3 protein-coding genes are annotated in these 6846 nt (G+C 51.4%); all 3 read left to right on the plus strand.

What is annotated here, in order from left to right; translation table 11 throughout:
- Positions 1-16 precede the first annotated feature (16 nt).
- The 3 genes from dnaE (at position 17) to ACJY2G_RS15130 (ending at position 6830) form a co-directional block, all read left to right on the plus strand.
- Positions 17-3499, plus strand: a complete 3483-nt coding sequence (dnaE, locus tag ACJY2G_RS15120) for a DNA polymerase III subunit alpha (RefSeq protein ID WP_112288337.1) — start codon at positions 17-19, stop codon at positions 3497-3499.
- Between the two features lie 12 nt (positions 3500-3511).
- Complete coding sequence (gene accA, locus ACJY2G_RS15125) at positions 3512-4471, plus strand: acetyl-CoA carboxylase carboxyl transferase subunit alpha (protein ID WP_101079205.1); 960 nt, start codon at positions 3512-3514, stop codon at positions 4469-4471.
- Positions 4472-4682: 211 nt separating this feature from the next.
- Positions 4683-6830, plus strand: a complete 2148-nt coding sequence (locus ACJY2G_RS15130) for a lysine decarboxylase LdcC (RefSeq protein WP_439291901.1) — start codon at positions 4683-4685, stop codon at positions 6828-6830.
- Positions 6831-6846 lie beyond the last annotated feature (16 nt).

Genomic DNA, 6846 nt, shown 5'->3' on the forward strand with positions numbered 1-6846 from the left:
TTTCTGGACTCTGGATATGGCCGAACCTCGTTTTATTCATCTGCGTGTACATAGCGACTACTCCATGGTGGATGGGCTCGCGAAAGTGGGCCCGCTGGTGAAATGCGCAGCGTCACTCGGCATGCCCGCTCTGGCCATAACCGATTTCACCAACCTTTGCGGACTGGTGAAATTTTACGGTGCGGCCCATGGCGCCGGTATTAAACCGATTATCGGTGCAGACCTGAATGTTCAGAGTGAAATCCTCGGTGATGAGCTTGCTCAACTGACCGTGCTGGCGATGAATAATCAGGGCTATCAAAATCTGACCCTGCTCATCTCCAGAGCTTACCAGCGTGGTTATGGCGCTGCCGGTCCGATTGTCGACCTCGAATGGCTTGCTGAACTGAACGAAGGGCTGATCCTGCTTTCCGGTGCAAGAATGGGGGATGTAGGTAAGTTCCTGACCCGCGGCAATGATTTGCAGGTCAATCAGTGTCTGGATTTCTACCAGCAATATTTCCCTGACCGCTATTACCTCGAATTAATTCGTACCGGACGTGCAGAAGAAGAAAACTATCTTCATGCTGCCGTTGCGCTGGCGACAGAGCGTGGCTTGCCGGTCGTGGCCACCAACGACGTACGTTTTATGGTGCCGACCGACTTCGATGCCCATGAAATCCGCGTTGCTATCCACGACGGTTTCACTCTCGACGATCCTAAACGCCCGCGCAATTATACTTCGCAGCAATATATGCGCAGTGAAGACGAAATGTGTGAGCTGTTTGAAGATGTCCCAGAAGCGCTGCAAAACAGCGTGGAAATCGCCAAACGCTGTAACGTGACCATCCGTCTGGGCGAATATTTTCTGCCGCAATTCCCGACCGGTGATATGACCACAGAAGACTTCCTGGTCGAAAAATCAAAAATCGGGCTGGAAGAGCGCCTCGAGTTTTTATTCCCTGATCCGCAAGTGCGCGCGCAGCGACGTCCTGAGTATGACGAGCGTCTGGATATCGAACTCAAAGTTATCAACCAGATGGGATTCCCGGGATACTTCCTGATCGTAATGGAATTCATCCAGTGGTCGAAAGATAACAGCGTGCCGGTAGGTCCCGGGCGTGGTTCCGGTGCCGGTTCTCTGGTCGCATATGCGCTGAAAATTACCGATCTGGATCCGCTCGAGTTTGACCTCCTGTTCGAACGTTTCCTCAACCCTGAACGTGTTTCCATGCCCGACTTCGACGTCGACTTCTGCATGGAGAAACGCGACCGGGTTATCGATCACGTCTCCGAAATGTACGGTCGTGAAGCGGTTTCGCAGATCATCACTTTCGGTACGATGGCTGCCAAAGCGGTTATCCGCGATGTAGGGCGCGTCCTCGGTCACCCTTACGGTTTCGTTGACCGTATTTCAAAACTGGTGCCACCTGACCCAGGTATGACGCTTGAAAAAGCGTTCGCAGCAGAACCCCAGCTACCAGAAATTTATGAGGCTGACGAAGAAGTTAAGTCGCTCATCGACATGGCTCGTCAGCTTGAAGGTGTCACCCGTAACGCCGGTAAACACGCCGGTGGGGTGGTCATCGCGCCAACCAAAATTACCGACTTCGCGCCGCTATATTGCGATGCTGAAGGTAACCACCCGGTTACCCAGTTCGATAAAAACGACGTGGAATATGCCGGGCTGGTGAAGTTTGACTTCCTCGGTCTGCGTACGCTGACCATCATCGACTGGGCGCTGGCAATGATTAACGCCCGCCGTGAGAAAGCCGGTGAGCCGCCGCTGGACATTGCGGCCATCCCGCTCGATGACAAAAAAAGCTTCGACATGCTGCAACGCTCGGAAACCACAGCGGTATTCCAGCTTGAATCGCGCGGTATGAAAGATTTGATCAAACGTCTGAAGCCCGACAGTTTCGAAGATATGATCGCACTGGTGGCGCTGTTCCGTCCGGGGCCTTTGCAGTCAGGCATGGTAGATAACTTTATCGACCGTAAACACGGGCGCGAAGAGATTTCCTATCCGGATATTCAGTGGCAGCATGAATCCCTGAAACCTGTACTGGAGCCGACTTACGGCATTATCCTCTACCAGGAACAGGTCATGCAGATTGCGCAGGTTCTGGCGGGTTATTCGCTGGGTGGTGCAGACATGCTTCGTCGTGCGATGGGTAAGAAAAACCCGGTTGAAATGGCCAAGCAGCGCGGCGGCTTTGAAGATGGTGCCAAATCTCGCGGAATTGACGGCGAACTGGCGATTAAAATCTTCGACCTGGTAGAGAAATTCGCCGGTTATGGTTTTAACAAATCACACTCAGCGGCTTATGCATTAGTGTCGTATCAGACGCTGTGGCTTAAAGCGCACTATCCGGCAGAATTCATGGCGGCGGTAATGACCGCGGATATGGATAACACCGAAAAAGTGGTCGGGCTGGTCGATGAATGCTGGCGTATGGGATTGAAGATTCTGCCGCCGGACATAAACAGCGGTTTGTACCATTTCCACGTGAACGACGAAGGTGAAATTGTCTACGGTATCGGCGCCATCAAAGGCGTGGGCGAAGGCCCGATTGAAGCCATTATCGAAGCGCGTAACGAAGGCGGTTATTTCAAAGAGCTGTTTGATCTCTGCGCCCGCGCTGACGTTAAAAAACTGAATAAACGCATTCTCGAAAAACTGATCATGTCCGGTGCCTTTGACCGCCTCGGGCCGCATCGTGCCGCACTGATGAGTTCTCTGCCGGACGCACTGAAAGCGGCTGATCAGCATGCTAAAGCTGAAGCAATTGGTCAGGTGGATATGTTTGGCGTTCTGGCCGAAGCGCCGGAACAAGTCGAAAAATCCTACGCTAACGTAATGCCGTGGCCGGAACAAACGGTGCTGGATGGCGAGCGCGAGACGCTCGGACTCTATCTGACCGGCCATCCGATCACTCAGTATCTGAAAGAAATCGAGCGTTATGGCGGCGGCCAGCGCTTGAAAGATATGCACCCGACAGAACGGGGCAAAATGACCGTCGCAGTGGGACTGGTGCTCGCTGCACGCGTTATGGTCACCAAGCGCGGCAACCGCATTGGGATCTGTACATTGGATGACCGCTCAGGTCGTCTGGAAGTCATGTTGTTCACCGAAGCATTGGAAAAATTTCAGCATTTATTGGAAAAAGACCGTATCCTTATCGCCACAGGACAGGTCAGCTTTGATGACTTCAGTGGCGGGCTTAAAATGATGGCCCGCGATGTAATGGACATCAGTGAAGCACGGGAAAAATATGCTCGCGGTCTTGCTATATCGCTGACTGACAGGCAAATTGATGACCAGCTTTTGAACCGTCTCCGCCAATCGTTGGAACCACATCGATCGGGGACGATACCAGTGCATCTGTATTACCAACGAGAAAACGCAAGAGCCCGGCTACGATTCGGGGCGTCATGGCGTGTTACGCCAACGGACAAACTGTTGCTGGATTTGCGAGGCCTGGTCGGTAGTGAGCAGGTGGAACTGGAATTTGACTAAAATAGGAATGCTATGAGTCTGAATTTTCTTGATTTTGAACAGCCGATTGCGGAACTGGAAGCGAAAATTGACTCGCTGACTGCAGTCAGCCGTCAAGACGAAAAATTAGATATTAATCTGGACGAAGAAGTTGCACGCTTGCGCGAAAAGAGCGTTGAACTGACCCGTAAGATTTTCTCTGATCTGGGTGCCTGGCAAATTGCCCAACTGGCGCGCCATCCTCGTCGCCCTTACACCCTGGATTACATCAAACATATCTTTACCGATTTTGATGAACTCGCAGGTGACCGTGCCTTTGCAGACGATAAAGCTATCGTTGGCGGTATCGCCCGTTTAGGTGAACGTGCCGTGATGATCATTGGTCATCAAAAAGGCCGTGAAACCAAAGAGAAGATTCGTCGTAACTTCGGTATGCCTGCACCTGAAGGGTATCGCAAAGCGTTACGCCTGATGGAAATGGCAGAACGTTTCAAACTACCAATCATCACCTTTATCGACACTCCGGGTGCTTATCCTGGTGTTGGCGCTGAAGAACGTGGTCAGTCTGAAGCTATCGCCCGTAACCTGCGCGAAATGTCCCGCCTGAATGTTCCGGTTATCTGCACCGTTATCGGTGAAGGTGGTTCCGGTGGCGCACTGGCGATCGGTGTTGGCGACAAAGTTAACATGCTGCAATACAGCACCTATTCGGTCATTTCACCGGAAGGGTGTGCATCTATCTTGTGGAAGAGCGCGGATAAAGCGCCTCTGGCTGCGGAAGCAATGGGTATTGTTGCGCCGCGTCTGAAAGAGCTGAAACTGATCGACTCTGTGATCCCGGAACCTTTGGGTGGCGCTCACCGCAACGTGGAAGCCATGGCCGCTTCTCTTCGTGCGCAACTGGAAGCTGATCTCAGCGATCTGGATGTTCTCAGCACTGAAGAACTGCGCAATCGTCGTTATCAGCGTCTGATGACTTACGGTTACTGCTGATTTGCGAGTGATTTTGAAAAGGCCATGCTTATGCATGGCCTTTTTTATTGCCTGTTTTCCCGCTTATTTCACGCCCGATTTTTCCTGCAATCTTACCTGTAATCTTAAAGTCTTCCCGTTTTACCCTAAACTCACCCACAAAGGGTACACAGCAGCGGGCAACCGTGTTTCTATTAATACCTGAGAGAAAAACAACAGAAGGATTTGTCAGATGAATATTATCGCTATCATGCGCCCGGAAGGGGCTTACTACAAAGAGGAGCCAATCCGCGAACTGGATAGCGCACTGACGCTTCTTGGGTTTCAGATAATTTATCCGCGTGACCGGGCTGACTTACTTAAACTCATCGAAAATAATGCGCGGATCTGCGGCGCGATTTTCGACTGGGATCAGCACAGCGAAGAGTTGTGTACCGAAATAAACGAACTAAATGAATACCTGCCACTTTATGCTTTCATCAATACGCATTCGACGCTGGACGTTGACGTCAATGAAATGCGTATGGTGCTGTATTTCTTTGAATATGCGCTGAGTGCCGCCGATGACATTGCCAAACGCGTCCGTCAGTACACCGATGAATATATCGATACGATCACGCCGCCGCTGACAAAAGCGTTATTCACCTATGTGGAAGAAGGGAAATACACCTTCTGTACACCCGGGCATATGGCCGGTACGGCTTTTTTGAAAAGTCCGGTGGGAACGCTATTCTATGATTTTTTCGGCGCTAAAACGCTGAAAGCGGATGTGTCGATTTCGGTAACTGAGCTGGGTTCTTTGCTCGATCATACCGGCCCGCATCTTGAGGCCGAAGAATATATCGCGCGGACGTTTGGCTCTGAACAGAGTTATATCGTTACCAATGGTACCTCGACGGCGAACAAAATTGTCGGCATGTATGCGGCACCGGCAGGGAGCACGGTGCTGATTGACCGTAACTGTCATAAATCACTCGCGCACTTGATGATGATGACTAATATCGTGCCGGTCTATTTGCGGCCGAACCGCAATGCTTACGGCATTCTTGGTGGTATCCCGCAGCGTGAATTCACCCGCGAAAGCATCGAAGAGAAAATTGCGCAGACCGCGAATGCTACCTGGCCGGTTCATGCCGTCATCACCAATTCCACCTACGATGGCTTGTTGTACAACACCGATTACATTAAGAACACGCTGGATGTTCCGTCGATTCATTTTGATTCCGCATGGGTGCCGTATACCAACTTCCATCCGATTTATGATGGCAAAAGCGGAATGAGCGGGGAACGGATCCCGGGAAAAGTCATCTATGAAACGCAGTCGACGCACAAATTGCTGGCCGCTTTCTCGCAGGCTTCGATGATTCATATTAAGGGCGATTATAACGAAAGCACGTTTAATGAAGCCTACATGATGCATACCACCACCTCGCCAAACTACGGTATTGTTGCTTCGGCGGAAACCGCAGCGGCGATGTTGCGCGGGAACCCCGGCCGACGTCTGATCAACCGATCAGTTGAACGTGCGCTGCATTTTCGTAAAGAGATCCAAAGGCTTCGCGAAGAGACTGACGGCTGGTTCTTCGATATCTGGCAGCCCGAACATATTGATGAAGCTGAATGCTGGCCGCTGGATCCGGATCAAAACTGGCACGGTTTTGCCAACGCCGATACCGATCATATGTATCTGGATCCGATCAAAGTGACCATCCTGACACCCGGCATGAATGAAATGGGTAAGCTTGAAGAGGAAGGGATCCCGGCTGCGTTAGTGGCGAAATTCCTGGATGAGCGCGGCGTGGTGGTGGAAAAAACCGGCCCCTACAATCTGCTTTTCCTGTTCAGTATCGGCATTGATAAAACCAAATCTATGAGCCTGATGCGCGGACTGACCGATTTTAAACGCAGTTATGATCTCAATTTGCGGGTCAAGAATATGCTGCCAGATCTCTATGCGGAAGATCCTGATTTCTACCGCAACATGCGAATTCAGGATCTGGCGCAGGGGATCCACAAGCTGATCGTCCGCCACGACTTGCCGCGGTTAATGCTGGAAGCCTTTGATGTGCTGCCGGAAATGAAAATGACGCCGTACGAAATGTTCCAGCATCAGGTTCGCGGCCATATTGATGAATGTGATATCGATGAGCTGATCGGTAAAGTATCCGCCAACATGATCCTGCCTTACCCGCCGGGCGTGCCGGTGGTGATGCCGGGAGAGATGATCACCGAGGAAAGCCGGGCGGTGCTCGATTTCCTGATTATGTTGTGCTCAATAGGCGAGCGTTATCCCGGCTTTGAAACCGATATTCATGGAACGCGTCTCACAGAAGACGGACTCTATCTGGTGAAAGTCTTAAAACTTCCGGAAGCGGAGTAACAAACAGCCCTCTTCG

This window comes from Rahnella sp. ATs2 (genome assembly GCF_051851855.1).
GTDB classification, from domain to species: domain Bacteria; phylum Pseudomonadota; class Gammaproteobacteria; order Enterobacterales; family Enterobacteriaceae; genus Rahnella; species Rahnella variigena.

Bases quoted from the DNA above. Each gene is read 5' to 3' on its own strand.
- dnaE (WP_112288337.1), top strand. From the start codon at position 17: ATGGCCGAACCTCGTTTTATTCATCTGCGTGTACATAGCGACTACTCC.
- accA (WP_101079205.1), top strand. From the start codon at position 3,512: ATGAGTCTGAATTTTCTTGATTTTGAACAGCCGATTGCGGAACTGGAA.
- ACJY2G_RS15130 (WP_439291901.1), top strand. From the start codon at position 4,683: ATGAATATTATCGCTATCATGCGCCCGGAAGGGGCTTACTACAAAGAG.